Origin of the sequence: Streptomyces aurantiacus JA 4570 (genome assembly GCF_000414115.1) — a bacterium.
GTDB classification, from domain to species: Bacteria; Actinomycetota; Actinomycetes; order Streptomycetales; family Streptomycetaceae; genus Streptomyces; species Streptomyces aurantiacus_A.
Genome location: NZ_AOPZ01000527.1, coordinates 1 through 26,912, shown reverse-complemented (window position 1 = coordinate 26,912; position 26,912 = coordinate 1). Strand labels below are relative to the sequence as shown.

At 71.7% G+C, this 26,912-nt stretch carries 21 protein-coding genes and 1 riboswitch; of the genes, 14 read left to right on the top strand and 7 right to left on the bottom strand.

All coding sequences use genetic code 11. From position 1 onward, the window contains the following. Window positions 1-323 precede the first annotated feature (323 nt). The gene (gene fmt / locus STRAU_RS37185) at window positions 324-1,256 is read left to right on the top strand and encodes a methionyl-tRNA formyltransferase (RefSeq protein WP_016645545.1); all 933 of its coding nucleotides are present in this window, start codon (window positions 324-326) and stop codon (window positions 1,254-1,256) included. Window positions 1,257-1,316: 60 nt separating this feature from the next. Next, a complete protein-coding gene (locus tag STRAU_RS37180; protein ID WP_016645544.1) occupies window positions 1,317-2,801 on the top strand; it encodes an RsmB/NOP family class I SAM-dependent RNA methyltransferase in 1,485 nt (494 codons plus the stop codon). A 56-nt stretch (window positions 2,802-2,857) separates the two neighbouring features. Here the strand turns inward: STRAU_RS37180 and STRAU_RS37175 are convergent, their stop codons facing one another. Then, window positions 2,858-5,056 carry an MMPL family transporter gene (locus tag STRAU_RS37175; protein WP_052029443.1) on the bottom strand — a complete coding sequence of 733 codons (2,199 nt, stop codon included), beginning with the start codon at window positions 5,054-5,056 and terminating at the stop codon, window positions 2,858-2,860. Between the two features lie 158 nt (window positions 5,057-5,214). Here STRAU_RS37175 and rpe point away from each other — a divergent pair, with 158 nt between their 5' ends. From rpe to STRAU_RS37140, 7 genes are all read left to right on the top strand, one after another. Continuing rightward, window positions 5,215-5,901 (top strand): ribulose-phosphate 3-epimerase, encoded by a 687-nt coding sequence (rpe, locus tag STRAU_RS37170; RefSeq protein ID WP_016645542.1) that lies wholly within the window; start codon window positions 5,215-5,217, stop codon window positions 5,899-5,901. A gap of 133 nt (window positions 5,902-6,034) precedes the next feature. Continuing rightward, window positions 6,035-7,084, top strand: a complete 1,050-nt coding sequence (locus STRAU_RS37165) for a sugar-binding transcriptional regulator (protein WP_037664490.1) — start codon at window positions 6,035-6,037, stop codon at window positions 7,082-7,084. Window positions 7,085-7,176: 92 nt separating this feature from the next. Beyond that, on the top strand, window positions 7,177-7,584 hold the full coding sequence (locus tag STRAU_RS37160; protein WP_016645540.1) for a guanyl-specific ribonuclease: 408 nt from the start codon (window positions 7,177-7,179) through the stop codon (window positions 7,582-7,584). Window positions 7,585-7,642: 58 nt separating this feature from the next. After that, the gene (locus tag STRAU_RS37155) at window positions 7,643-8,056 is read left to right on the top strand and encodes a barstar family protein (protein ID WP_016645539.1); all 414 of its coding nucleotides are present in this window, start codon (window positions 7,643-7,645) and stop codon (window positions 8,054-8,056) included. Between the two features lie 191 nt (window positions 8,057-8,247). After that, window positions 8,248-9,690: a GuaB1 family IMP dehydrogenase-related protein gene (locus STRAU_RS37150; protein WP_016645538.1), complete on the top strand. Its 1,443-nt coding sequence runs from the start codon at window positions 8,248-8,250 to the stop codon at window positions 9,688-9,690. Between the two features lie 371 nt (window positions 9,691-10,061). After that, window positions 10,062-11,552, top strand: coding sequence for an amino acid permease (locus tag STRAU_RS37145; protein WP_037664485.1), 1,491 nt, complete (start codon window positions 10,062-10,064; stop codon window positions 11,550-11,552). Window positions 11,553-11,591: 39 nt separating this feature from the next. Further along, window positions 11,592-12,047 (top strand): Lrp/AsnC family transcriptional regulator, encoded by a 456-nt coding sequence (locus tag STRAU_RS37140; RefSeq protein ID WP_016645535.1) that lies wholly within the window; start codon window positions 11,592-11,594, stop codon window positions 12,045-12,047. Between the two features lie 134 nt (window positions 12,048-12,181). Here STRAU_RS37140 and STRAU_RS37135 read toward each other — a convergent pair whose 3' ends face one another. After that, complete coding sequence (locus STRAU_RS37135) at window positions 12,182-12,814, bottom strand: hypothetical protein (protein ID WP_016645533.1); 633 nt, start codon at window positions 12,812-12,814, stop codon at window positions 12,182-12,184. 351 nt (window positions 12,815-13,165) lie between these two features. On the opposite strand from STRAU_RS37135, the gene STRAU_RS37130 reads away from it, so the two are divergent. Further along, window positions 13,166-13,963 (top strand): carbon-nitrogen hydrolase family protein, encoded by a 798-nt coding sequence (locus tag STRAU_RS37130; RefSeq protein ID WP_016645534.1) that lies wholly within the window; start codon window positions 13,166-13,168, stop codon window positions 13,961-13,963. 76 nt (window positions 13,964-14,039) lie between these two features. Beyond that, window positions 14,040-15,734, top strand: a complete 1,695-nt coding sequence (locus STRAU_RS37125) for a flavin monoamine oxidase family protein (protein ID WP_016645532.1) — start codon at window positions 14,040-14,042, stop codon at window positions 15,732-15,734. Window positions 15,735-15,784: 50 nt separating this feature from the next. Here the strand turns inward: STRAU_RS37125 and STRAU_RS37120 are convergent, their stop codons facing one another. The 3 genes from STRAU_RS37120 to STRAU_RS37110 all read right to left on the bottom strand — a co-directional run bounded on the left by STRAU_RS37120 (window position 15,785) and on the right by STRAU_RS37110 (window position 19,025). After that, window positions 15,785-16,681, bottom strand: a complete 897-nt coding sequence (locus tag STRAU_RS37120; protein ID WP_016645531.1) for an LLM class F420-dependent oxidoreductase — start codon at window positions 16,679-16,681, stop codon at window positions 15,785-15,787. 88 nt (window positions 16,682-16,769) lie between these two features. Further along, window positions 16,770-17,459, bottom strand: a complete 690-nt coding sequence (locus STRAU_RS37115) for a DUF5995 family protein (RefSeq protein ID WP_016645530.1) — start codon at window positions 17,457-17,459, stop codon at window positions 16,770-16,772. Window positions 17,460-17,642: 183 nt separating this feature from the next. Beyond that, window positions 17,643-19,025, bottom strand: coding sequence for a uracil-xanthine permease family protein (locus tag STRAU_RS37110; protein ID WP_016645529.1), 1,383 nt, complete (start codon window positions 19,023-19,025; stop codon window positions 17,643-17,645). Between the two features lie 204 nt (window positions 19,026-19,229). On the opposite strand from STRAU_RS37110, the gene STRAU_RS37105 reads away from it, so the two are divergent. Then, window positions 19,230-20,528 carry an alginate lyase family protein gene (locus tag STRAU_RS37105; protein WP_037664483.1) on the top strand — a complete coding sequence of 433 codons (1,299 nt, stop codon included), beginning with the start codon at window positions 19,230-19,232 and terminating at the stop codon, window positions 20,526-20,528. Window positions 20,529-20,535: 7 nt separating this feature from the next. On the opposite strand, the gene STRAU_RS37100 is transcribed toward STRAU_RS37105, so the two are convergent. Then, on the bottom strand, window positions 20,536-21,759 hold the full coding sequence (locus tag STRAU_RS37100) for an MFS transporter (protein WP_037664480.1): 1,224 nt from the start codon (window positions 21,757-21,759) through the stop codon (window positions 20,536-20,538). 150 nt (window positions 21,760-21,909) lie between these two features. Between STRAU_RS37100 and STRAU_RS37095 the strand changes: the two genes are divergently transcribed. Next, window positions 21,910-23,076, top strand: coding sequence for an ROK family transcriptional regulator (locus tag STRAU_RS37095; RefSeq protein WP_016645527.1), 1,167 nt, complete (start codon window positions 21,910-21,912; stop codon window positions 23,074-23,076). A gap of 148 nt (window positions 23,077-23,224) precedes the next feature. Here the strand turns inward: STRAU_RS37095 and STRAU_RS37090 are convergent, their stop codons facing one another. Then, a complete protein-coding gene (locus STRAU_RS37090) occupies window positions 23,225-25,549 on the bottom strand; it encodes a chitinase C-terminal domain-containing protein (protein ID WP_016645525.1) in 2,325 nt (774 codons plus the stop codon). 239 nt (window positions 25,550-25,788) lie between these two features. Continuing rightward, a riboswitch (FMN riboswitch) is annotated at window positions 25,789-25,919 on the top strand. Window positions 25,920-26,095: 176 nt separating this feature from the next. On the opposite strand from STRAU_RS37090, the gene ribD reads away from it, so the two are divergent. Then, the coding region (gene ribD / locus STRAU_RS37085) for a bifunctional diaminohydroxyphosphoribosylaminopyrimidine deaminase/5-amino-6-(5-phosphoribosylamino)uracil reductase RibD (RefSeq protein ID WP_037664477.1) at window positions 26,096-26,912 on the top strand (817 nt) is incomplete at its 3' end.

Genomic DNA, 26,912 nt, shown 5'->3' with positions numbered 1-26,912 from the left:
GAGGGGAAGGGGGGGAGGGGAGGAAGAGGGGGTAAAGGGGGAGGGGGAGGGGAAGCAAGCAGGGTGGGGCTGTGGGCACCCGGGGACGGGTTGGCGGTCCTGTGCAATGAGGAGCGGGCCGCGTGTGCGGCCCGTTGTGGTCAACTTTTTCTTGACCAACGCGCTACGCCGTGAGGGGTCACGGTCCAGGGGCGTACGCGCATATGCAGAGGGCGCACAGTCATGCGTACGCCCCCGGGAAACCTCCGGGCAGGGCCCATAGACTGGTGCGCCGCCGCCCGCCACCCAGAGAATCCACCCCAGAGAATCCGGAGTACCACCCAGTGAAGCTCGTCTTCGCCGGCACCCCCGAGGTCGCCGTCCCCGCCCTGGACGCCCTGATCGCCTCCGGCCGGCACGAGGTGGCCGCCGTCGTGACCCGTCCCGACGCGCCCGCGGGCCGTGGCCGCAGGCTGGTCGCGAGCCCGGTGGCCGAGCGCGCGGAGGAGGCCGGGATCGAGGTGCTGAAGCCCGCGAAGCCGCGTGACGAGGAGTTCCAGGCCAGGCTGCGGGAGATCGCGCCGGACTGCTGCCCGGTGGTGGCCTACGGCGCGCTGCTGCCGAAGTCCGCCCTGGAGATCCCGGCCCACGGCTGGGTGAACCTGCACTTCTCGCTGCTGCCGGCCTGGCGCGGCGCGGCGCCCGTGCAGCACGCGATCATGGCCGGGGACGAGATCACCGGGGCCTCCACCTTCCTGATCGAGGAGGGGCTGGACTCCGGTCCGGTGTACGGCACGGTCACCGAGGAGATCCGGGCCACCGACACCAGCGGTGACCTGCTGACGCGGCTCGCGTTCGCGGGGTCCGGGCTGCTCGCCGCGACCATGGACGGCATCGAGGACGGCTCCCTGTCCGCCGTGCCGCAGCCCGCGGACGGCGTCAGCATCGCGCCGAAGATCACCGTCGAGGACGCGGCCGTCGACTGGTCGGCGCCCGCGCTGCGGGTGGACCGCGTGGTCCGCGGCTGCACGCCCGCGCCCGGCGCGTGGACCGTCTTCCGCGGCGAGCGCCTCAAGCTGATCCAGGCCACGCCGGTGCCGGACCGCACCGACCTCGCCCCGGGGGAGATCGCCGCCGGCAAGAAGAACCTGTACGTCGGCACGGGCTCGTACGCCGTGGAACTGCTGTGGGTGCAGGCGCAGGGCAAGAAGCCGATGGCCGCCGCCGACTGGGCGCGCGGCGCGCGGATCACCTCCGGGGAGCGCCTCGGCGCGTAGCCGTCGGCGCGGGCGACGTACGCTGGCATGGTTCGCCCCATCACCAGCAGCGGAGCACCTTTGAACGACCAGCCGAGCCGGCGACCGCGTACGCAGGGCAAGTCCGGAGGCCAGGGCAAGCCCGGGTCCCAGGGCAGGCCCGGGAAGTCCGGCAAGCCGTACCGCCGCCCGCAGAAGGACCCCGTCCGCATCCTCGCCTTCGAGGCGCTGCGGGCCGTCGACGAGCGCGACGCCTACGCGAACCTCGTGCTGCCGCCGCTGCTGCGCAAGGCCCGCGACAAGGGCGACTTCGACGCGCGGGACGCGGCGCTCGCCACGGAGCTGGTGTACGGGACGCTGCGCCGGCAGGGGACGTACGACACGATCGTCGCCTCCTGCATCGACCGGCCGCTGCGCGAGGTCGACCCGCCCGTCCTCGACGTCCTGAACCTGGGCGTCCACCAGCTCCTCGGCACCCGCATCCCCTCGCACGCCGCCGTGTCCGCGTCCGTGGAGCTGGCGCGGGTCGTGCTCGGCGACGGGCGGGCCAAGTTCGTGAACGCGGTGCTGCGGAAGGTCGCGCAGGACGATCTCGACGGCTGGCTGGAGAAGGTCGCGCCGCCCTACGACAAGGACCCCGAGGACCATCTCGCGGTCGTCCACTCGCATCCGCGCTGGGTCGTCTCCGCGCTGTGGGACGCCCTCGGCGGCGGCCGCGCCGGGATCGAGGACCTGCTCGAAGCCGACAACGAGCGGCCCGAGGTCACCCTGGTGGCGCGGCCGGGGCGGGCCACCGCCGACGAGCTGCTCGACTCGCTGGACGCGGACTCGGCGCTTCCCGGCCGCTGGTCGCCGTACGCCGTGCGGCTCAGCGAGGGCGGCGAACCCGGATCCCTGGAGCCGGTGCGCGCGGGTCGGGCCGGAGTCCAGGACGAGGGCAGCCAGTTGGTGGCGATCGCACTCGCGAACGCGCCGCTCGAAGGGCGCGACGAGAAGTGGCTCGACGGCTGCGCCGGGCCCGGCGGCAAGGCGGCCATGCTCGCCGGCCTCGCCGCCGAGCGCGGGGCCGCGCTGCTCGCCGCCGAGAAGCAGCCGCACCGGGCCCGCCTCGTGGCCCAGGCCCTGGCCGGAAACCCCGGCCCCTACCAGGTCGTCGCCGCCGACGGGACCCGGCCGCCGTGGCAGCCCGGGACCTTCGACCGGGTGCTGATGGACGTGCCCTGTACGGGACTTGGCGCCCTGCGGCGGCGGCCGGAGGCGCGCTGGCGGCGGCGGCCGGAGGACCTGGAGGGGTTTGCTCCGTTGCAACGTGCGCTGTTGCGTACGGCGTTGGAGTCCGTGCGCGTCGGAGGCGTCGTCGGGTACGCCACGTGCTCGCCGCACCTCGCCGAGACGCGGGCCGTCGTCGACGACGTGCTCAAGCAGTGGGGGGCCGCGGAGCTGGTCGACGCGCGGGATCTGATGCCCGGCGTTCCGGCGCTCGGTGACGGGCCGGATGTGCAGCTTTGGCCGCACTTGCACGGCACGGACGCGATGTATCTGGCGGTCATTCGGCGTACGGGCTGAGCCCGCTGTCGCCGCTTCGCGGCTCGTCCTCAATCGCCGGGCCTCGCGGCTCGTCCTCAATCGCCGGACGGGCTTCGCATGCCGGGTGGGCTTGAAGTTCGGGTGTCAGCTGTCTCGTGGGACAGCTTGTGCGGCCACCACACCTTCGGCCCCACGTCCAGGAACAGCGACGTCACCAGGATCGAGCGGACGATGAAGGTGTCCAGGAGGACGCCGAGCGCGACCGCGAAGCCGATCTCGACGAAGCCCACCATCGGGATCGTGCCGAGGACGGCGAAGGTGCCCGCGAGGACGAGCCCGGCGGACGTGATGACCGATCCGGTCGCGGCCAGGCCGGTCAGCACGCCGGGGCGGGTGCCCTGGCGGACCGCCTCCTCGCGGATACGGGTCGTGAGGAAGATGTTGTAGTCGATGCCGAGCGCCACCAGGAAGACGAAGACGAACAGCGGGAAGTCCGTGGACTCGCCCGGGAAGTCGAAGATGTGGCGGAAGACCAGCGCGCTGACGCCCAGGGCCGCCGAGAACGACACGACGACCGTCCCGATCAGCAGCAGCGGAGCCACCACGGCGCGCAGCAGCACACCGAGGATGAGCAGCACGACCAGCAGGACGAGCGGGATGACCAGCTTGTCGTCGTGGATGGTCGCCTTGTCCATGTCGAGCAGCGTCGCCGTGCCGCCGCCCACCCGCGCGTCCGCGCCGGGCACGTCGTGCACGGCGTCACGGACCCGCTCCACCGTGTCCTTGGCCTGCCGGCCGTCGGACGGATCGGTGAGGGTCGCCTCGATCAGCACCTGTCCGTCGTGTTCGGCCTTCGTCCCCGGTGGTACGCCGACGCTGTCCCGCTGCACGCCTCGGGTGCCCGCCACGGCACGGCTGATGTCGGCCGCCTGCTCCTTGTCCGCGACGACGACCAGCGGATCCCCGGCGCCCGCGGGGAAGTACTCGGCCTTCACCTCCTGACCGGTGACCGAGTCCGGCTTGTCGATGAAGGAGTCCTCGTTGCTGACCCCGGCCGCGCGCAACTGGATCAGGCCCAGGGCGAGCACCGCGAGGGCCAGGGAGGTGGCCACCCAGGTGATCCGGGGGCGGCCGGCGATCCGGCGCCCCATGCGCGCCCACACGCCCCGCTCCGCCGGGTCGGACGAGCCGAGGTGCGGGACCACCGGCCAGAACAGCCAGCGGCCGCAGATCACCAGGAGGGCGGGGAACAGCGACAGCATGGCGAGCAGCCCCACCGCGACGCCGATCGCCGCGACAGGGCCGAGCCCGCGGGTGGAGTTCATCTCGGCGGTGAGCAGCACCAGCATGCTCAGCACCACGGTCGCGCCGGACGCGAGCACGGCGGGCCCCGCGCGGTGCAGGGCCAGGGCCATCGCCTCGTGCCGGTCCTCGTGGCGGCGCAGCTCCTCCCGGTACCGGGCGACGAGGAGCAGCGCGTAGTCCGTGCCTGCGCCGAAGACGAGGACGGTGAGGATGCCCGCGCTCTGGCCGTTCACGGTCAGGCCCGCGTGCCGGGCAAGGAGATAGATCAGCGCCTGCGCGCCGTACAGCGACACGAACACCGAGATCAGCGGGACGAACAGCAGGATCGGGCTGCGGTAGGTGATCAGCAGGGCCACCACCACGACCGCGCCCGCGGCGAGCAGCAGCGTCGAGTCGATGTCGGCGAATGCCTTGGCGAAGTCGGCGGAGACGCCGGCGGGCCCGGTGACGTACACGTCCAGGCCGTCCTTGCTGCCGCCCACCTTGTCCTTGACGTCGTCGACGGCGTCCGGCAGGTCGTTCCAGGTGTCGTTGTTCATGGTGAGCGGCACGTACACCTGCGCCGCCCGCGCCCGGTCGGCGGCGTCGCCCGTCTTGTCGAAGGCCGGGCCGCGGGTCTCGTCGCCGCGGATCCAGTGCGAGCGCAGCTGCTTGACCTCGCTCACGCCGTCCGCGATCCGGGCCCGGTCGGCGCCGGTCAGCGGGCCGTCCTCGCGGGCGTACACGATCACCATGGGCATGGTCTCGGGCCTGAACCCGTCGGAGGCGTTCAGGACTTGGGTCGACTCGGCGGACCGCGGCACCCAGGACGAGGTGGTGTTGTCCTGCTCGTCGGTGAGTTTCTGGGCCAGTGGCGCGGCCACGACCAGGGCCACCAGCCAGAACACGAGCACCAGCCACTTGGTGCGTGGCCCGCAGACCAGCCAGGCCACGCCCCGGCGTGTCCGCCGCTCGCCGTCCGACCGAGTACCAGACCGAGTCCTGGGCATGGCTGTCCCCCTGCCGCCCCACACGCTGCCGGTGGACGGACAGCATGGCACGCGGTGCGCGGGCCGGGGGAGATGGCCCGCACACCCCGCGTGCGCCCCTGCGTGACCTTGGCGGGACCGCGGCGGGCGGCCACCGCGGGGCATGGCAGGCTTGGGGCATGGCCGCGCAGATCAACCCCAGCATCCTCTCCGCCGACTTCGCCCGCCTCGCCGACGAGGCACGGGCCGTTCAGGGCGCGGATTGGCTCCATGTCGACGTCATGGACAACCACTTCGTACCGAACCTCACCCTGGGGGTGCCGGTCGTAGAGTCCCTGGCACGGGCGACGGACACGCCTCTGGACTGCCATCTGATGATTGAGGACGCAGATCGCTGGGCCCCGCAGTACGTCGAAGCGGGCGCGGGATCCGTCACCTTCCACGCGGAGGCGGCCGCGGCGCCGGTGCGGCTCGCGCGCGAGATCCGCGCGAAGGGCGCCCGCGCGTCCATGGCACTGAAGCCGGCGACCCCCATCGAGCCGTACGAGGACCTGCTGCCCGAGCTCGACATGCTCCTGATCATGACCGTCGAGCCCGGCTTCGGCGGCCAGTCCTTCCTCGACATCATGCTCCCCAAGATCCGCCGCACCCGCGAGCTCATCAGCAAGCACGGTCTCCAGCTGTGGCTCCAGGTCGACGGCGGAGTCTCCGCCTCCACCATCGAGCGCTGCGCCGAGGCGGGCGCCGACGTCTTCGTGGCCGGATCGGCGGTGTACGGGGCGAACGACCCGGCAGAAGCGGTACGTGCACTGCGCACTCAGGCCGAGTCGGCCACGGCGTCCGCCGGGTGGGCGTGCGGTCACTGAGCCGTACGGCGGGCACGACGGGGCCGCCGCGCGGCCAACGGCTTGGCCACGGGAACGTGAACGCGGCCCATCAGGGCTGATCAAGTACGCCGGATCTGCAAGGATGAACAGCGAATCCAGGTGTACGTATGTGGTGAACAGCAGTGAGGAGAGCGCCGTGTCGGCCATGTCGGCGGGTCGGTCAGCCATGCGGATGGGACCCGCGGAGCTGGTGCAGGCGGCGGCCATGGCCCGCCGCTTCTATCTCGAGGGCAAGTCCAAGATCCAGATCGCCGAGGAGTTCGGCGTCAGCCGCTTCAAGGTGGCGCGGGTCCTGGAGACCGCTCTCGAACGTGACCTTGTACGGATCGAGATCCGCGTGCCCGCGGAGCTGGACGCCGAGCGCTCCGACGCGCTGCGCGCCCGGTACGGCCTGCGGCACGCGGTCGTCGTCGAGTCCCCGGCCGCCACCGAGGACATCGAGGATTCCCCCGACCCGGAGAACCTCGGCGAGGTCGCGGCCGGGCTCCTCGCCGAGCTGGTCAACGAGGGCGACGTGCTCGGGCTCGCCTGGGGGCGCTCGACCATCCACATGGCGGCCGCGCTCGATGTGCTGCCGCCGTGCACGGTCGTGCAGCTCACGGGCGTGTACGACGCCGGGACCGCGGAGCGCGGTTCGGTCGAGGCGGTGCGGCGGGCCGCGCAGGTCTCCGGGGGCGACGCCCACCCGATCTACGCGCCGATGCTCCTCCCGGACGCGGCGACCGCCACCGCGCTGCGCCACCAGACCGGCATCGCGCGGGCCTTCGAGTACTTCGACAAGGTCACCGTCGCCGCCGTGTCCATCGGCTCCTGGGAGCCGGGCATCTCCACGGTCCACGACATGCTCACCGACGAGGAGCGCGCGCACTACGCCTCGCTCGGCGTCGCCGCGGAGATGTCGGCGCACCTCTTCGACGCGGAAGGACGCCGGGTCGGGCGCGACCTGGGGGAGCGGTGCATCACCGTCGAGGCGGACCGGCTCCGCCGCATCCCCGAGGTCGTCGCGATCGCCGGGGGCCAGCGCAAGGCCGCCGCGATCGACGCGGTGCTGCGGTCCGGCCTGGTCACCAGCCTGGTCACGGACACGGCCGCGGCGGACCAGCTCCTGATCGCCGGATCGGCGCCGCGGCCCGCGCTTGACCGGGCGGACCCGGACGACTAGTCCGCGCGAGGGGCTCATCGAGGTGGGGGTGGTGACCGGCGCGTGGGCGTCGGCGCGCGCCGGGGCGGGGAAGCTGTGACAGCATCGAGCGCATGATCTTCCGGTCCCCGGGCCGTCTGCTCGGCGCGGTCCTGATCTGCCTCGCCGTCCTCGTGACGGGATGCGGCAGTGAGCGGCAGGGCGCCACGGGCGACGCGGCGTCGACGCCCGCGTGGGCGCGCGGCATGGAGACCGTCCAGGCCGGCCGGCTGCCCGCCGAGGCACGGCGGACGCTGCGCCTCATCGACGAGGGCGGGCCCTTCCCGTACCGGAAGGACGGCAGCGTCTTCGGCAACTTCGAGGGCGAGCTGCCCCGCGAGACACGCGGCTACTACCGCGAGTACACCGTCCGCACGCCCGGGGAGCGCGACCGCGGGGCCCGGCGTATCGTGACCGGCCGCGAGGGCGAGACGTACTACACGGACGACCATTACGCGTCGTTCCGAGCGGTACTGAGATGAGCGGTACTGAGATGAGCGGTACCGAGATGAACGGTACCGAGATGAGGGAGACGACGCTGTGACGACGGCTGACGGTGCGGACCGGGCAGACGAGGGCGGGCCGCTCGCGCCCGTCCTCGACGCCGTGCGCGGCACCGGCTGGGGCACGCTCGCGCTCGACCTGACCGGCGTGCGCGACAAGGCCGCCTTCATGGACCGCTGCGCCACGGCGCTGACGCTGCCCGACTGGTTCGGGCGCAACTGGGACGCGCTCGCCGACTGCCTCTCCGACCTGTCCTGGGCGCCGGGCGCGCGAGGGCGGCTGCTCGTCGTCTCCGGGTGGCGGGAGTACGCGGAGGCGGCACCGGACGACTGGGCCGTCGCGCAGGAGGTGTTCGCCGACGCGGTCGCGTACTGGCGGGAGCAAGGGCAGGGGCAGGAGCCCGAGCGGGGCCTGGAGGTCGTGCTCGTGGTGGAGCCGTCGGCGGGCTGAGACCCCTCGGTGACCCCCGTGACCGGCGTGGACCGGCCGCGCGCTTGGAGGATCCGACCAGGGCCTTCACGCGCCGTCTGGGGGATCGTCCCAGGCAGCGCAATCCCTCCGGCATGGGACAATGAAGTACGTGCTTTTCCCCCGGCTGTCCTGTTCGGGGGCCACCTCTGATCGACTGGGATGAGCAGCACGTGCGTTTCCTCAATGACATCCAGCCCGCGTACGACCTGACGTACGACGACGTCTTCATGGTGCCGAGGCGTTCCGCCGTGGGTTCGCGCCAGGGCGTCGACCTCGCGTCGCCGGACGGCACGGGCACGACGATCCCGCTGGTCGTCGCCAACATGACCGCGATCGCGGGCCGCCGCATGGCCGAGACCGTCGCCCGCCGCGGCGGCCTCGTCGTCATTCCGCAGGACATCCCGATCGAGGTGGTCACGGACGTCATCTCCTGGGTGAAGACGCGCCACCACGTCCTGGACACCCCGATCGTCCTCGACCCCACGCAGACCGTCGCGGACGCCCTCGCGCTGCTGCCCAAGCGCGCCCACAACGCGGGCGTCGTCGTGGACGCCGACCGCAGGCCCGTCGGCGTCGTCACGGACGCCGACCTGACCGGCGTCGACCGCTTCACGCAGCTCTCCGAGGTCATGTCCAAGGACCTGCTGCTGCTCGACGCGGACATCGACCCGATCGACGCCTTCAACAAGCTGGACGGCGCCAACCGCCGCTACGCGCCCGCGGTGGACAAGGACGGCCGCCTCGCCGGCATCCTCACCCGCACCGGCGCCCTGCGCGCGACCCTCTACACCCCGGCCGTCGACGAGCAGGGCAAGCTCCGCGTCGCCGCCGCCGTCGGCATCAACGGCGACGTGGCGGGCAAGGCCAAGCAGCTCCTCGACGCGGGCGTCGACACGCTCGTCGTGGACACCGCGCACGGCCACCAGGAGTCGATGATCGCCGCGGTCAAGGCCGTGCGCGCGCTCGACCCGCGGGTCCCGATCGTGGCCGGCAACATCGTCGCCGCCGAGGGCGTGCGTGACCTCGTCGAGGCCGGCGCGGACATCATCAAGGTGGGCGTCGGCCCCGGCGCCATGTGCACCACGCGCATGATGACCGGCGTGGGCCGCCCGCAGTTCTCCGCGGTGCTCGAATGCGCCGCCGAGGCCGCGAAGTTCGGCAAGCACGTGTGGGCCGACGGCGGCGTCCGGCACCCGCGTGACGTCGCCATGGCGCTGGCCGCCGGCGCGTCGAACGTCATGATCGGCTCCTGGTTCGCGGGCACGTACGAGTCCCCGGGCGACCTTCAGCAGGACGCCAACGGCCGCCTGTACAAGGAGTCGTTCGGCATGGCCTCGGCCCGCGCCGTGCGCAACCGCACCAGCGAGGAGTCGGCCTACGACCGCGCCCGCAAGGCGCTGTTCGAGGAGGGCATCTCGCACTCCCGGATGTTCCTGGACCCGGCCCGGCCCGGCGTCGAGGACCTGATCGACTCGATCATCGCGGGCGTCCGCTCCTCCTGCACGTACGCGGGCGCGGCGTCCCTGGCGGAGTTCGCCGAGAAGGCGACCGTCGGCATTCAGAGTGCCGCCGGTTACGCCGAAGGTAAGCCGCTGCACGCCAGCTGGAGCTAGACGCTGCGCTGTGCGGGACTGTTGGATCGGATCGTTTGGATCTGCGGGCTGTGGGGGCTGATCGCGCCGTTCCCCGCGCCCCTCGACAGGCGGGTCCTGCCCCTTCGGGGGCAGGACCCGCCTGTCGTCTTTTCCTGCCGGAACGCAACGGACTAAACGGGCGGCGCAACGAACATGCGCTCAGGTGCGTCGTACGCAATGATCTTTCGTTGATGCGCAACGTTGCTGCATTACGGGCGGGAACTGCCAGCTCGTAGAGTCGGGCGCTGTACGTGGCGTGGCGGGGACTGCCTGCTCGGTGGTTCCCGTTTCCTGTGTGGACCGCCGCGGCTCCCTGCCACCTCTACCGGCAGCGATGAAGGAGCCCGCGCGTGCTCGATCAGGGCGCACCCCCGCAGACCCGCCAAAGCCCTCAGGGCACGGCGGGCCTTGGCACTCGACTGATGCGGCGCAAGCCGGTGGAACGCCTGGTCGCGGAAGGCGGCCAGGGCGAGGGCGGCTCGCTGCGGCGCACCCTCGGCATGTGGCAGCTGACCATGATCAGCATCGGCGCGACGCTCGGCACCGGCATCTTCGTGGTGCTCGGCGAGAGCGTCCCCAAGGCCGGCCCCGCCGTGACGGTGTCCTTCGTCATCGCCGGCCTCACCGCGCTCTTCTCGGCCCTCTCGTACGCCGAGCTGGCCGGCTCCATACCGGTCGCCGGATCCTCGTACTCGTACGCATACGCAACCATGGGCGAACTCGTCGCCTGGGTGTGCGGCTGGTGCCTGGTCCTCGAGTACGGCGTGTCGGTCGCGGCCGTCGCCGTCGGCTGGGGCGAGTACCTGAACGAGCTGCTCGACGGCACCATCGGCGTCACCATCCCGGACGCGCTGTCCGCGGCGCCCGGCGAGGTCGACGGCGCCATCATCAACCTGCCCGGCCTGATCGTGGTGCTGCTCGCCATGGTCTTCCTGCTCGGCGGCGCCAAGGAGTCCGCCCGCGCCAACACGATCATGGTCATCGTGAAGATCGCGGCCCTCGTGCTGTTCTGCGCCGTCGGCTTCACCGGCTTCAAGTCCGGCAACTACTCCGACTTCATGCCCCTCGGCGTGGCCGGCGTCAGCGCCGCCGGAGCGAGCCTGTTCTTCTCCTACATCGGCTTCGACGCCGCCTCCACCGCCGGTGAGGAGGCCAAGAACCCGCAGCGCGACCTGCCCCGCGCGATCATGCTCTCGCTGATCATCGTCACCGCGCTGTACGTCCTGGTCGCCGCCGTCGCCGTCGGCGCGTGGAACTGGACGGAGTTCGAGGACTCCGCGGCGTCGCTGACCGCGATCATGAACGACGTCACCGGCCAGTCCGTCTGGGGCACCCTGCTCGCCGCGGGCGCCGTCATCTCCATCGCCAGCGTCGTCCTGACCGTTCTCTACGGCCAGACCCGCGTGCTGTTCGCGATGTCCCGCGACGGCCTCGTCCCCAAGAAGTTCGCCAAGGTCAGCGGCAAGACCGGCACGCCCCGCGTGAACACCGTCATCGTGTCCCTGTTCTGTGGCGCCCTGGCCTCCGTCATCCCGCTCGGCAAGCTCGTCGACGCCACCAGCATCGGTACGCTCTTCGCCTTCGGCCTGGTCAACATCGCCGTGATCGTGCTGCGCCGGACGCGTCCGGACATGCCGCGCACCTTCCGGGTGCCGCTCGGCTGGCTCTTCCCGGTCCTCGGCTTCGGCTTCTGCGCGTACAACATGTTCAACCTCGACTCCGTCACCTGGGTGGTCTTCGGTGTCTGGATGGCCGTCGGGCTCGTGTTCTACTTCCTGTACGGGATGCGCCGCTCCCGTCTGGAGACCGAGCCCGCCGGAGAGGTCTCCGCAGTGAAGTGACACGCGTGAAGCGACACGCAGAAAAGTGAACGACCCCCTGTGCGACTGAACGATCTCGACGAACGCATCGTGCACGCCCTCGCCGAGGACGCCCGCCGCTCCTACGCCGACATCGGCCAGCTCGTCGGCCTGTCCGCGCCCGCCGTGAAGCGGCGCGTGGACCGGCTGCGGGCCACCGGAGCGATCACCGGGTTCACCGTCCGTGTCGATCCGGCCGCGCTCGGCTGGGAGACCGAGGGGTTCATCGAGATCTACTGTCGGCGGAATACCTCGCCGGAGGCGATTCAGCGGGGTCTTGAGCGGTACCCGGAGATCGCGTCCGCCTCCACCGTTACCGGGGAGGCGGATGCGATCGTGCAGATCTTTGCCGCGGATATGCGGCACTTCGAGCGGGTGCTTGAGCGGATTGCCGGGGAGCCGTTTGTTGAGCGCACCAAGTCGGTGCTCGTGCTTTCGCCGCTGATGCGGCGATTCTCCTCCGGCTCGCCCGCCTAGAGGGCTGCCTGGTTCGGTGGCCTCGCGACTGCGGGCGCGCCGTGGCTTGTCGCGCAGTTCCCCGCGCCCCTTGGGGAACAGTTCCTCCGGGTGCCGCCGCCTGACCCCCGTCCGGGCGGCAGCACCCGGAAGCGTCAGGAGGTGGGGTATGGGACCTTCCACGGCACTACGTGGAAGTCGCCCGTGCCCTGCTTGACCTTCTCGAACGGGGCCGCGCTGTTGCACTTCGGGAGCTTCTTGTCGCCGGTGGGGCCGCCCGTCGCCGCCCAGCTGTAGCCGACGCGGTCCAGTTTGTCCTTGCCCGTGTCGTGGACGCTGAAGCCGACGCGGCCGCCCCTCGTCTTCTCCATCAGGCCGGGACTGGTCTCGGTGATGATGCCCGTCGTCGTCGCCACCTTTCCGCCGGTCACCAGGCAGTCGATGCGGCCCTTGGCCCAGCCGCCCTTGCCGCCCGGCTTCTCCAGGTGCACGAACTTGAACGTCCCGGTCGCCCTGTCCGGACGCTTGACGTCCTTCTTGGCCAGGTGCGCGTCGAACGTGAACGTCACGTCCTCCGTGGTCTTGCGGAACAGCTTGGCCTTGCCGGTCAGCGCGGCCGCCTCGCGGGGTTCGGCCTTGCCCGCGGAGTGCGCGGCGATCGACCGGCCAGGGTGTGTGACGTCCTCGCCGGACGCCATGGCCGCCCCCGCGGCCCCCGCGGTGAGGAGGACCGCGGCGCCCACGGTGAGGGCGCGGGTGCTGGTGCGGGTGAAGGCGATACGGCTCACGGGAAGCCCTCCGTCTGTTCGTTCAGGCTGTTCGCCCGGCGTTTCCGGGTGAGATCACGATCCCGTGGCAGGGGGCCTCCGGGCGTCCCGCCCAGGGCTGCTCTCCGCTTCCGCCGCGCGGGGGAGGAGCCGCCGCCGGGTGTGCGCCCGAGGGCTGAGCACCCGTACGACCATGGCCGCGGACCACGCGCAACGAATCGCCGCCGCCCTCGCCCCAGGCGCAACAAATCGCTCAGAGCGGCGCAACGGTCGCGTCTTGCCCGGCCACGACCGCGGAACGTACCGTCTTTGCGAACCCCTGACGCTTTTTTGTCGCCCTTCCTGCCCCTCCGCACGCCCCTGAGGTCAGCCATGCCGCCGCTGCGCACAGCCCTGCTCCAGAGCTCGGGGCGTCCCGGCTCCGTCGCCGCCAACCTCAAGGTCGTCGAGGAAGCCGCGGAGCGGGCCGCGGCGGCGGGCGCCCGGCTGCTCGTGACGCCCGAGATGTTCCTGACCGGCTACGCGATCGGTGACGACGTGCCCCGCCTGGCCGAGCCCGCCGACGGCGAGGCCGCGGACGCGATCGCCGACATCGCCGTACGCCACGATCTCGCCGTCGCCTACGGCTACCCGGAGCGCGCGGGCGAGCATGTCTTCAACTCCGTCCAGCTCATCGGCCGGGACGGCGCGCGGCTCGCGAACTACCGCAAGACCCACCTCTTCGGCTGCTTCGAGCGCGACCACTTCACACCCGGCGAACAGCCCGTCGTCCAGGCCGAGCTGGACGGCCTGCGGGTCGGCCTGATGATCTGCTACGACGTGGAGTTCCCGGAGAACGTCCGCGCGCACGCCCTCGCCGGCACCGACCTGCTGCTCGTGCCGACCGCGCAGATGCACCCGTTCCAGTTCGTCGCCGAGTCCGTCGTGCCGGTGCGCGCCTTCGAGAACCAGATGTACGTGGCGTACGTCAACCGCGTCGGCCCCGAGGGCGAGTTCGAGTTCGTCGGCCTGTCCGCGCTCGCCGGGCCCGACGGGGTCGCCCGCGCGCGGGCCGGGCGCGGCGAGGAGCTGGTGTTCGCTGACGCCGACCCGGCCTTCCTGGCCGCCTCGCGCGAGGCCAACCCCTACCTGAGCGACCGCCGCCCCGGCCTGTACGGGTCCCTGACCTGAGGGTCGCCCGAGCGCCCCTCCTCTTCCGCCTGCCCCGCTCCGCCGTTCCGCCGTTCCCGCAAGGAGTCCGTAGCCCATGACGTCCACGGTGCCCAACGCCGTCCAGCACACCGACGCGCAGCCGCCGATCACCATGTTCGGGCCGGACTTCCCCTACGCGTACGACGATTTCCTCGCGCACCCCGCGGGCCTCGGCCAGATACCCGCGACCGAGCACGGCACCGAGGTCGCCGTCATCGGTGGCGGCCTGTCCGGCATCGTGGCCGCGTACGAACTGATGAAGATGGGCCTCAAGCCCGTCGTGTACGAGGCCGACCAGATCGGCGGCCGCCTTCGCACCGTCGGCTTCGAGGGCTGCGACCCGTCGCTGACCGCCGAGATGGGCGCGATGCGGTTCCCGCCGTCCTCGACGGCGCTGCAGCACTACATCGACCTGGTGGGCCTCAAGACCCAGCCCTTCCCCAACCCCCTCGCGGAGTCGACCCCTTCGACGGTCGTCGACCTCAAGGGCGAGTCCCACTACGCGACGTCCGTCGACGACCTGCCGCAGGTCTACCGCGACGTGATGAACGCCTGGAACGCCTGTCTGGAGGAGGGCGCCGACTTCTCCGACATGAACCGCGCCCTGCGCGAGCGCGACGTCCCGAAGATCCGCGAGATCTGGGCGAAGCTCGTCGAGAAGCTCGACAACCAGACGTTCTACGGCTTCCTCTGCGAGTCCGAGGCGTTCAAGTCCTTCCGGCACCGCGAGATCTTCGGCCAGGTCGGCTTCGGCACCGGCGGCTGGGACACCGACTTCCCGAACTCCATCCTGGAGATCCTGCGCGTCGTCTACACCGAGGCCGACGACCACCACCGCGGCATCGTCGGCGGCAGCCAGCAGCTCCCGCTGCGCCTGTGGGAGCGCGAGCCGCAGAAGATCGTGCACTGGGCGCTCGGTACGTCGCTGAGCTCGCTGCACGAGGGCGGCGAGCCGAAGCCCGCCGTGACCCGTCTGCACCGCACCGCCGGGAACCGCGTCACCGTCACGGACGCGTCGGGCGACATCCGCACCTACCAGGCGGCGATCTTCACCGCGCAGTCCTGGATGCTGCTCTCCAAGATCGAGTGCGACGACTCGCTGTTCCCCATCGACCACTGGACGGCGATGGAGCGGACCCACTACATGGAGTCCAGCAAGCTCTTCGTGCCCGTGGATCGGCCGTTCTGGCTGGACAAGGACGAGGAGACGGGCCGTGACGTGATGTCGATGACGCTCACCGACCGGATGACGCGCGGTACTTACCTCCTCGACAACGGGCCGGACCAGCCCGCCGTCATCTGCCTCTCCTACACCTGGTGCGACGACAGCCTCAAGTGGCTGCCGCTGTCGGCGAACGAGCGCATGGAGGTCATGCTCAAGTCGCTCGGCGAGATCTATCCCAAGGTCGACATCCGCAAGCACATCATCGGCAACCCGGTGACCGTGTCCTGGGAGAACGAGCCCTACTTCATGGGCGCGTTCAAGGCGAACCTGCCGGGCCACTACCGCTACCAGCGGCGCCTGTTCACCCACTTCATGCAGGACCGCCTCCCCGAGGACAAGCGCGGCATCTTCCTCGCGGGCGACGACATCTCCTGGACGGCCGGCTGGGCCGAGGGCGCCGTGACGACCGCGCTGAACGCCGTGTGGGGCGTCATGCACCACCTCGGCGGCGCGACGGACGCGACGAACCCCGGGCCCGGCGACCTCTACGACGAGATCGCGCCGGTCGAGCTGCCGGAGGACTGAGAGCCTGTCCTTGAGCGGATTCCGGGGCCCCGCCGTGGGGCCCCGGGCCCTCAGAGCCCGGCCGCCCGCGCCGCCGCGTGCACCTCCGCGGCCACGTCGCTCAGCTCCCGCGCGTCGCGCACGCTCGACTGGAGGTCGACCAGGATCTCCTCCGCTCCGGCCTCGGCATGCGCCACCAGGTCGTCGACGATCTGCTCGACGCTGCCCCGGAAAGGAGCGCGGTCGGGGCCGTCGTACGCCTTCGGCGTGTACCGCGTGTTGGCGCGCAGGACGGTGCGGATCGGCGACGTACGGCCGCGCTCGGCGGCCAGATCCTCGAGCTGCCGCGACTGCTCGGCCAGGCGCGCGGCGCCGGACGCGACGGGCAGCCAGCCGTCGGCGTGGTCCACAAGCCTGCGTGCGGCACGCGGGCTGCCCGCGGGCAGCAGCACCGGGATCGGCCGGGCCGGTTTCGGACCGACCTCGGACGGGGTGATCGTCGTCCAGGTCCCCTCGTACGCGACCGGGTCCGGACCCCACACCGCCCGGCACACGCCGAGCACCTCGTCGAGGAAATCGCCGCGTTCCTCGTACGGCGCCACCGACGCCGCCGCGTACTCGTCCAGGGACCAGCCCGTGCCGAGGCCCGCGACCACGCGCCCGCCGCTCGCCGCGTCCAACGAGGCCAGGGCGCGGGCGAGTTGGAAGGGTACGTGCAGCGGCGCCACCAGGACGCCGGTGCCGAGGCGCACGCGCTCGGTGACCGCGGCGGCGAGTGTGAGTGCGACCAGGGGATCGGCGACCGAGCGGTAGTTCTCGGGCCAGGGCTTGCCGGGGATGCCGTACAGGCCCTGGGCCGGGGCCTCGGGGAACAGGACGCGTTCGAAGACCCAGAGACTGTCGAAACCGATTTCCTCGGCGCGGCGGGCCACCATCGGGAGGTCGCGGCCGAGGTCGAAGTGCTTCATCTGCGGGAGGCCAAGGCCGAGTCGGCAAGAGGGCACTGCGGCTCCTGTGTGTCGGGGACGGACCCGCCCACGCTAACCGGGACCGCGCTCAATCCGGCAGCGGCGTGAGCAGCATCCGCCCCACGAGTCCCACGGCGTCGTCGAGGCGCCCCCGCAACTCCTCCGCCACGTCCGGGAAGTCCCGCAACGCCCACAGCACGCGCGCCGCCGACCAGGCCCCGTCGCGGGCCCGGTCCAGGCTCCAGGAGCCGAGCAGATGCGTGAGCGGGTCGGCCACCTGGAAGAGGTCGGGGCCCGGCATCAGGTCCTCCCGGATGCGTTCCTCCAGGGAGACGAGGACGTCGCCGACCCGGTCGAACTCGTCCTCCAGGTCCGCCGGTTCGCAGCCGAGGCCGTGGCAGGTGTCCACGACGGCGAGCGCCAGGTCGTGGCCGATGTGCGCGTTGATGCCCGCGAGCGCGAACTGCAGGGCCCGTACGCCGGGGTGGCGGCGGAGCTGGAAGAGCGGGCGCCAGCACGCGGGCGGGAGCCGGTCGGCCGCCGCCGCGTCCACGGCCTCCAGATAGCGCTCGGCGAAGCGGACGTCGAGGGTGACGGCGGCCGTGGCGTCCGGGAACCGGCCGGCGGCGACGCCCCGGCCGACCTCCCGCGTGACCGCCAGATACACGCGGTTGAAGACGGCGACGCCGTCGCGGTGCGGCCACGAGGCGTCCAGGGCACGCATGCGTGCCACGACTGCGTCGACTTTGTGCTCGGCCAACCCCTCGGTCTGCGCCATGGGGGCAGGGTCCCAGCCGGGGGGCGAGACTTGGGGGCGGCTGGCAGGCGCTTCCCCAGAAAGGGGGATCTGGCGGGGCGCCTTGGGCCGCGTTCCCATGGGGCTTCGCCCCTTTCCCCCCTTGTTGGCCCTTCGGGCCCCGTCCTCAAGCGCCGGACGGGCTGATCTGCTACCGCCGGTCGGCTATTTCGGCTGCTCGTCGTCGTACTTCGACGTGCCCTCATCCAGGAGGGGTTCCTGGGTTTTGAGGTGGGCGGGAGCGAACGCCCTCAGGACGTGGTAGCCGGTGATGACGACGATCGTGCCCAGGGCGATGCCGCTCAGGGAGAAGTTGTCGGTGAAGTTCAGCGAGACGTTGCCGACGCCGATGATGATGCCCGCGGCGGCCGGGACCAGGTTCAGCGGATTGCGCAGGTCCACCTCGGCGTTGATCCAGATCTGTGCGCCGAGCAGGCCGATCATGCCGTACAGGATGACCGTGATGCCGCCGAGGACCCCGCCCGGGATAGCGGCGACGACCGCGCCGAACTTGGGGCACAGGCCGAAGAGGAGGGCGAAGGCGGCGGCCGCCCAGTACGCGGCGGTGGAGTAGACGCGGGTCGCGGCCATCACGCCGATGTTCTCGGAGTACGTCGTGTTGGGCGGCCCGCCGACCGCCGTGGAGAGCATGGACGCGGCGCCGTCCGCGGAGATCGCGGTGCCGAGCTTGTCGTCGAGCGGGTCGCCGGTCATCTCGCCGACGGCCTTGACGTGGCCCGCGTTCTCCGCGACCAGCGCGATCACGACGGGCAGCGCGACGAGGATCGCCGACCACTCGAAGCTCGGGGCGTGGAAGGACGGCAGGCCGATCCAGTCCGCGTGGCCGACCGCGGAGAGGTCCAGGCGCCAGTGGTCGGTGAGCTTGCCGGAGCCGTCCAGCGAGTGGATCTTGCCGAAGACGGCGTCCAGGAGCCAGGACAGGGCGTAGCCGAAGATCAGGCCCAGGAAGATCGCGACGCGTGACCAGAATCCGCGCAGGCACACCACGGCCAATCCGGTGAACAGCATCACGAACAGTGCCGTCCACTGGTCCTGCGGCCAGTAGGTGGCGGCCGTGACCGGAGCCAGGTTGAAGCCGATGAGCATCACGACCGCGCCGGTGACGATCGGCGGCATCGCGGCGTGGATGATCCGCGCCCCGAACCGCTGCACCGCGAGCCCCACCAGGAACAGCGCGGCGCCGACCACGAACACCGCGCCCGTCACCGTCGCGCTGGAGCCGCCCTGCGCCCGGATCACCGCGGCCACGCCCACGAAGGACAGGGAACAGCCGAGGTAGCTGGGCACCCGGCCGCGCGTGGCGAGCAGGAAGATGACCGTCGCGACGCCCGACATCATGATCGCGAGGTTCGGGTCCAGGCCCATCAGGACCGGGGCGACGAAGGACGCCCCGAACATCGCCACCACGTGCTGGGCGCCGAGGCCGAAGGTCCGGGGCCAGGAGAGCCGTTCATCGGGGCGGACGACGGCTCCGGGCGCGGGGGTGCGCCCGTCCCCGTGCAGTCTCCAGCGCACGCCGAGGTCCATGGTGAGTTCGCTTTCTGTGCGCGGGTGACGGGCCGTGTCGTCGCAGGGACGGGCCATGTCGTCGAGGGGGCGGGCTGTGTCGTCATGTCGACGATCAGCGTCGACATGTTAATGCGAGGTAAGGGTGGGTTCTTTCCGGCGCGCTTCCGGTACGTTGACATGGCCAAGTCACTGAACGGAGTTCATGTATCTGATGGGAGAGTGATGAGTGCCCGTACCCGCATCGGCGCCCTGCTCACCGCCACGGCCGCCGTCGCCGCCCTCCTGATGACGGCCGTTCCGGCGGCCCCTGCCCCGGCGGCCCCCGCGGCCGCGGCCGCCGCCAGGCCCAAGGTCCCCGACACGGCCGTCCTCGACGGCAGACGTCTGGCCGACGCCAAGCGGCGGCTCGGCCAAGGCGATCCTCAACTCCGCCTCGCCCTGCGGGGCTTGACGGCTCGCGCCGACGGATGGCTCGGCAAGGGCCCGTGGACGGTCGTCGACAAGCCGAAGCCCGCGCCCAGCGGCGACCCCCACGACTACCTGAGCCAGGCCCCCTACTGGTGGCCGACCGAGCCCAAGACCCCCGACAACCCCTGGGGCTGCCCGTACGAGCAGCGCGACGGCGAGCGCAACCCCGAGGTCGACACCGGCACCGACCGCCGCGACGTGGAGAACGTCTTCGACTCGACGTACGAGCTGACCCTCGCCTGGTACTACACGGGCGACAGGAAGTACGCCGAGCACGCCGCGAAGATCCTGCGCACCTGGTTCCTCGACCCGGCGACGCGGATGAACCCGAACCTGAACCACGGGCAGTTCATCCCCTGCAAGTACGACGGCCGGGCCATCGGCATCATCGACTTCTCGCAGTCGTACACGTCCGTCGTCGACGCGATCGCGATCCTCGGCACCGGCGCGCCCGGCTGGACCAGGACGGACCGTACGAAGATGTCGTCCTGGACCAAGAGCTTCCAGAAGTGGCTGGTGGACAGCGACTTCGGCCAGCAGGAGGCCGCCGCGAAGAACAACCACGGCACCTTCTACGACATGCAGCTCGCCGCTCTCGCCTACGCCAACGGCGACAAGCGGCTCGCGCGCGAGACCGTCCTGGACGCGCGCGCCAAGCGCATCGACCCGCAGATCGCCGCCGACGGCAGCCAGCCCCAGGAGCTGACCCGCACCCGCAGCTGGCACTACTCGACGTTCGACCTGGTCGCGTACACGCGCCTCGCCGCCATCGGCGAGCACGTCGGCGTGAACCTGTGGGCGTACGAAGGCCCGGACGGGCAGAGCCTGTTCAAGGCGGTCGACTATCTGCTGCCCGCCGCGACGGGCGCCGCGACGTGGCCGCACCCCGAGAGGGAGTTCCGCCGGTACGCGGCGAGCGACATCGTGCACGCCGCCGCCGACGCCGGTTCGGCCACCGCCAGGGCGGCGGTGCCGAAGCTGGAGACGCCGCCCGGCGGCGACCTGTGGGCACTGCGCCCCGCGGCCGAGCAGCTGGACTCGATCGCGGGGTGAGGCCGCCTCAGCCCTTCCGGTCGGCCGTCGTCGCCTGAGCGGCGGGCGCCTGTGCGGACGCCCGCCCTGCCGTGCGCAGCACCCCGGCGAACGCCATGACCCCGCACGCGAGCACGGTGACCAGGCCGAAGGAGGCCACCAGGCTCGTCGCGTCGGCGAGCGCGCCGATCGCCGACGGCGCGATCAGGCTCGACGTGTACGTGATCGTGGCCACGCCCGCGATGGCCTGGCTGGGGTTGGGGCCGCTGCGCCCGGCCGCCGCGAAGGCCAGCGGCACGACGACGGCGATGCCGAGGCCCATCAGCGCGAAGCCGGTCATGGCGAGGGCCGCGTGCGGCGCCGTCACCACGAGGAGGCCGCCGAGCGCGGCGAACGCCCCGCCCACGCGCACCGTGCGTACCGCGCCGAACCGGTCCACGACCTTGTCGCCGACGAGCCGGGCGATGGCCATCGTCAGGGTGAAGCCCGTGGTGCACGCGGCGGCCAGGCCCGCCGAGGAGTCGAGTACGTCCTTCAGATACACCGCGGACCAGTCCAGGCTGGCCCCTTCCGCGAACACGGCGCAGAAGCCGACCGTGCCGATGAGCAGCGCCGACTTCGGCGGCAGCGCGAAGCGCGGCGGCGGCTCCTCCTCCGGCGCGCTGCGCAGGTCGAGCACGCCCTGGCAGGCGATGAGGCCGGCCACGGTGAGCACCGCGGCGGCCAGCGTGTGGTGCACGCGCGCGTCCGTGCCCAGGTGCGCCGCGACCGTGCCGCCCGCCGAGCCGAGCAGGGCGCCCACGCTCCACATGCCGTGCAGACCGGACATGATGGACTTGTCCATGCGGGTCTCGATCTCGACGCCGAGCGCGTTCATCGCCACATCCGCCATGCCGGACGTGGCGCCGTACACGAACAGCGCCGCGCAGAGCGTGACCAGGTTCGGCGCGAGCGAGGGCAGTGCGAGCGCCAGGGTCCACAGCGCGAGCAGCCCGCGCAGCGCGGCGCGGGCGCCGAAATGGTGGCTCACCCAGCCCGCGAGCGGCATCGCCACCGAGGCGCCGATCGCCGGGAACGCGAGCGCCAGACCGAGCATGCCGGCGCTCAGGTCGGCGTGCTCCTGGATCCACGGCACCCGGGTCGCGAACGATCCGGCGACCGAGCCGTGCACGCAGAAGATGACCGCTACCGCGAGCCGCGCCCGGCTCAACTGCGCCTTGCCGTAAACCACTTGGCCCTGCCCCTCACTCATCCGCTCCGCCCCTCCACCGTCGCCTCCGGGACCGCTGCCGTAAACTATCAGGAACCCTGCCTGATAAAAGAGGATCAGGGAACCGAATATCGCGCCCTTCACCGAAGCCGCCCCGACGGACCGGCGCGAGCGCTGTGGAAGGATCCCGCCATGCCCGCATCACCGAGCACCGCTCGGGCCATCAACGACCGGCTGGCGCTGCGTCTGCTGCAGAGCGAGGGGCCCCTGACGGCGGGACAGTTGAAGCAGTTCACCGGGCTGTCCCGGCCCTCCGTCGCCGATCTCGTCGAGCGGCTTCAGGACGCCGGTCTGATCGCGGTGGTGGGGGAGACGGGCGAGCGGCGTCGGGGCCCGAACGCCCGCGTGTACGGCATCGTCGCCGACCGGGCCCACCTGGCCGCGCTCGACGTGCGCACCGACAGCGTGACCGTGGTCGTCGCCGACCTGCTCGGCGAGCAGCTCGCGGAGGCGTCCGTGCCGATCGGTGGGGGCACCGGGACCGGGCCCGCCGTGGAGCGGGCCGTGGCCCTGGTCGAGCGCACGGCACGGGCGGGCGGCGCGAGCAGGCTGCACACGGTGGGTGTCGGCGCCCCCGGCCTCATCGACCCGGTGACCGGTGATCTGCGCGACTCGGCGCGCCTGCCCGCCTGGCACCGCCGCCTGGTCGCGGCCCTCACCGACCGGCTGCCCGCGCGCGTCCTGGTGGAGAACGAGACCAACCTCGCCGCCCGCGCCGAGCGGCGCGACGGCGCCGCGCACGACCGCGACACCTTCGTGCTGCTGTGGCTCGGCGCGGGCACCGGCGCGGCCGTCGTCCTCGACGGCACCCTGCGCCGCGGTGCCTCCGGCGGCACCGGCGAGATCGGCTTCCTGCCCGTGCCCGGCACCGCGGGGCTGCCGTCGGCGACCGCCTGCGACGGCGGCTTCCACTCGCTGGCGGGCTCGGCCGCCGTGGAGGACCTGGCCGCGGAGCACGGGCTGAAGGCGGAGCCGGAGCCGGGCGAGCCGGCCGCCGCCGCGGTGGTGCGCCGCGCCGTCGAGGGGGGCCACGCCCCGTTCCTCGACGCGCTCGCCGACCGCGTGGCCATCGGCGCGGCGTCCGTGGCGGCGGTGCTCGACCCGGGGTGTGTGGTGCTCGGCGGCGAGCTGGGGTGCGCTGGCGGCCACGCGCTGGCCGAGCGCGTGGCGGAACGGGTGGCCGCGATGTCGCCGTTGCACACGGAGGTGCGGGCGAGCGCGCTCGGCGGCGCGGCGGTTCTGCGGGGGGCGCTGCTCACCGCGCGGGATGCGGCGCAGGAGGAGCTTTTCAGTATGTGAGCGCCGTTGGGGGCCCGGGGGCGGCGGCGCGCAGCGTGTGGGGAGCCCGGCGGCGGGGCAAGGGCATGTACTTCCCGCCGCCGGGCGCTTGTGGGGGAACCGTCCGGGGCGCCGCCGAGGCCGGAGCCGGGCGGTCACCGTCGTGCGGTCAGCAGGCTCCGAGGTCCTGCCACACGCCCCATTCTCCGGTGGTCCCGGGCTCCTCGCCCTTCGTCCACCACTTGGCCTTCCAGGTGTGCGACTTGTGGGACACGGTCGTCCCGCTGCCGTACTCGGACGACGCGTTCCACGCGGGCGGGGTGCACGTGCCGGGCGGGTCGGTCGGGTCCGGCGGGTCGGTCGGTCCTGGGCCCGTGCCGGGTTCGACCACGGTCGTGCCGCGCGCCAGGTCACCGGCGAGCGCGTACGTCGTACCGGCGATGTTCACCGTCCAGTTCGACGGGGTCGACACCGGCAGGTAGTAGTTGAACGACAGGTCCACCGACGCGCCGGGGGCCAGCGTCTGCCAGGCGGGCAGCTTCAGCGAGACCCGGTGGAAGTCGCCCTTCAGGCCGCCGACATTGCTGCCGGTGTGGCCGCTGCTGATCACCTTCGTGCCGAAGCCCGACTGGTCGGACGCGTTGGCGGGAGCGGAGGTCGAGTAGTCAAACTGGAACTCCGTGCCGCCCGGGAGCGGTGTTTTCGTGTTGTTGGTGATCTTCAGCTTGGGCGTGATCGGGTAGTTGGAGTCGCCGAGCTTGAACTCGCCGAACTGCACGCCGATGTCGACGGCCTTGGCGGGCAGGTCCTTGCCGGCGACCTTCGCGCCGTACGGGGACGCCGACTTGAACTTGTCGTACATCGCCGTCGTCAGCGTGTCACCGATCTCGTACTGGCCCTTCGCGGCGTTGTACGTGTAGTCACCGGCGAGCTCCCACACCATGGTGCCGCCGATGCCCTTGTCGACCACGTAGTCGGCCTTGGCCTTCACCGACTGCTCGTCCTCGGTGGACAGGAAGACCTTCTTCTCGGCGTTCCACAGCCACGGCGCGACCAGCGTCGAGTCGTACTTGCGGGCGTAGGTGCCGGTGAGCTTGGTGTCGGCGGCGAAGCCGTACTTGGTCACGTAGTCCCCGACGACGCCCTTCTCCAGGTTCTTGGCGTGCCACATCGGGTTCGAACCGGCCGGGGACTCCTTGCCGTTGTCGTCCTTGTCGTGCCAGAGGTTGTCGATGCCGACGGCGCCGTCACCGCACTTGGTGAGCCCGGACCCGGCCGGGCAGTTCGTCGAGGCCGCCTTGCCCCACAGCCCGTCCGTGCTGCCCTGCACATTCTTGAAGCCGCGCGTGTAGTACGGAAGGCCGATGTTGATGCGGCCCGCGGGCATCGAACCGCGGAAGTAGTGATAGGCCCAGTCGGTGTTGAGATAGCCGAGCCCGCCGTACTGCTGGCTGCCGTACACGCCCGCCGCCGCGAGTTCCGCGTCCTTGCCGTCGTCGTACAGCGACGCGTTCGGGCCGACGTATTCGTTCCAGGCGCCATGGAGGTCGTACGACATGATGTTGACGTAGTCCAGATACTTCTGGACCTGGAACGTCTCCATGCCGCGCAGCAGATAGCCGGACGACGGCGCGGCGACGGTCAGCAGGTAGTGCTTTCCGTCGGCGGCACCGGCCCGGTCCAGCTTCTCGCGCAGCGTCTTCATCAGCACCGCATAGCCCTTGACCAGGCCCGCGCGGCGGCCGTTGGCGAGCTGCCAGTCCAGCGGGTTGCCCGCGTCCTTCATCGTCGTCGGGTATTCGTAGTCGATGTCGACGCCGTTGAAGCCGTACTTCTTGATGAACGCGACGGTGGAGTCCGCGAAGGTCTCGATACCCGCCTGGTTCACCGAGCCGTCCGCGTTGGTGGCCATCGAATAGAAGCCACCGGAGTTCACGCGCTTGCCGTCGTCGCCGAAGTATCCGCCGGTCTCGGCCCAACCACCCACGGAGACAAGCGTCTTCACGTTCGGGTGCTTCTTCTTGAATTTATTCAGCAGATTGAAGTGACCCTTGTAGGCGTACGCGGGGTCCATCTCCGCGCCCGCGACGCCCGGCCAGGTCATTCCGGTGGCGGCGTTCTTCTCGCCGGCACCGCCCACGGAGATCTTGTTGTCGCTCCCGATGTGCGCGAAGGCGTAGTTGAGGTGCGTGACCTTGTTCCAGGGGATGTCGGACGCGAGATAGGCGGGCTCGCCGTTCTTGCCGGTGCGCCAGCCGGTGAAGTAGCCGATGACGCGGCGCTGGTGGTCGGCGCCCATCTTCTCGCGGCCTTCGGCGTCGTAGACGGAGCAGTAGGGGACGTCGACGCCGGGGGTCTTGTAGAGGCCGTCGGGCCGGCAGGACTCGTTGTCGGCGGCGTGCGAGGCCGTCGCGGAGAGGGTGCTCATCAGCAGTCCGGCGACCGCGGCGCCGACTGCCAGGAGCGTGGTTCTCGCTCGGGTGGGGGTGGGCACGTCGGTTCCTCCTGGGGAGGCTCGGTGTCGCACAGCGAACGGGGACGGTGGCCCACGGCGTGCGCACACCGGACGGGCCTCTCCTCGGAGTGACGCAGACGTTAAGAGGACTAGACCAGAGCGTCAATAGGTATGGACCAATCTCCCCGCGCGGTCCCTCGGATCTCCTGTGAGCCAGCCCACAGGATCTCGCCCGCGCGGCCGTGACCAGGCGTGGCACACTGGCCTGGTACCAGAAGCAGCGCACTCCGGGGTCGGTGCAATTCCGAACCGGCGGTTACAGTCCGCGACCCGGCCGCCTCCAGCGGTCGGTTGACCAGGTGAAACTCCTGGACCGACGGTGAAAGTCCGGATGGGAGGCAGTGCGCGGCGAGCGGGCACATGTGTCATGTGTGCTGTGTCGCCGTAATGGCTCGGTTCCGCAGGGGACCGGTCTCTTTCGGCGTCGGCGGTCCCGGCGATGAGCGATGCCGGTGTCCCTGCTCGTGAAATTCTGTCGTCATCGACAGGCCCCGGAGTCCGTGCCCGAAGAGGCAGGAGGACCCGGTGGCCACCGCAGCCGAAGCAGCCGCCATGCGACGCGCCCTCGCGCTCGCCACGCGCGGACTCGGCTTCACCAGCCCCAATCCCGTCGTCGGCTGCGTCGTCCTCGACGCCACCGGCGAGACCGTGGGCGAGGGCTACCACCAGCGCGCGGGCGGACCGCACGCCGAGGTGCACGCGCTGCGCGCGGCCGGCGAGAAGGCCCGCGGCGGCACCGCCGTCGTCACCCTCGAACCCTGCAACCACACCGGCCGCACCGGCCCCTGCGCCCAGGCCCTCCTCGACGCCGGCATCGCCCGCGTCGTGTACGCCGTCGCCGACCCCACCCCCGACGCGACCGGCGGCGCCGCCACCCTGCGCGCGGCCGGCGTCGACGTCGAGCCCGGCCTGCTCGCCGAGGAGGCCGAGACGGTCAACACCGCCTGGCTGACCTCGGTCCGCACCGGCCGCCCCCACGTCACCTGGAAGTACGCGGCCACCCTCGACGGCCGCGTCGCCGCCGCCGACGGCTCCAGCCGCTGGATCACCTCCGCAGCGTCCCGCGCCGACGTGCACCGGCTGCGCGCCGAGTGCGACGCCGTCGTCGTCGGCTCCGGCACCCAGCGCGCCGACGACCCGCAGCTCGCGGTGCGCGGCATCGAGGGCGCCGCCCAGCCGCTGCGGGTCGTCGTCGACACCCACGGCACCGCCGTACGGCCGGGCGCCCGCGTCCTGGACGACGCGGCACCCACGCTGGTGGCGGTCGCCGAGGGCGTCGAGCCACTGCCCGGCGTGGAGACGGTGCACCTTCCGTACGCGGACGAGCACGCGGACGCCGCGC